Raw genomic sequence first — 701 nt, 5'->3', positions numbered from 1 at the left:
CCAAAGATCTCCCACACCGAAAAGTCAAACGCCGACGAATGGCACTGAGTCCACACCTGTCCCGCCGGCAGGCAGCTCTCGAGTGACTCGGCCAACCACATAACCGTGTAATTGGCGATGGCCACGCCCTTCGGGGTTCCAGTCGTCCCCGAGGTGTAAATGATGTAGGCGATGTTCTCCGGCGCCGGCCACGGCAGCGCGCTAGTCGCCTGCGCGTCAACGACCCGGTCGTGGACGTCAACGACCAATAGGTTCGACCCCTCCAACCGCGACCGGAGCTCCGCCGTGGTGATCACCGCGACAGGCGTGGCATCGACAAGCACGAACTCCATCCGGGCCGCCGGCCATGCCGGGTCGATCGGCACATAACTGCCCCCGGCTTTGAGCACCGCCAGCATCGCCACAATCGCATCCGCGCACCGGGGAAACAGCAACCCCACACACTCACCCGGGCCCACCCCACGGGCAACCAGTAAGTGCGCCAACCGATTCGCGGCCTCATCCACGTCGCGATAGGTCCAGGACCGGTTCCCGAACGTCAGCGCCACTGCCTCGGGTGTGCTGGCGACTTGGGCGGCAAACGCTGCCGGAATTGACACCGCCGCTGCCATCGGCTGGTTCAATACCGCCCGGTTACCCCACCCCTCCAAACAGGCCAGCTCCTGCGCGTCGAGTACCTCGACCGACGACAACAGCCCCAA

The 701-nt window shown here is 64.9% G+C and carries 1 protein-coding gene; it reads right to left on the bottom strand.

Annotated features, from left to right (window positions below; genetic code table 11):
- Positions 1 to 701 (bottom strand): AMP-binding protein (locus A5781_RS17320; RefSeq protein ID WP_156624742.1); only part of this gene is annotated, 701 nt, incomplete at both ends.

Source organism: Mycobacterium sp. 852002-30065_SCH5024008, assembly GCF_001665645.1.
In the GTDB taxonomy this organism is placed as follows: domain Bacteria; phylum Actinomycetota; class Actinomycetes; order Mycobacteriales; family Mycobacteriaceae; genus Mycobacterium; species Mycobacterium paraffinicum.
The sequence above is the reverse complement of the archived record's forward strand: the minus strand, read 5'-3'. Positions and strand labels throughout refer to the sequence as shown.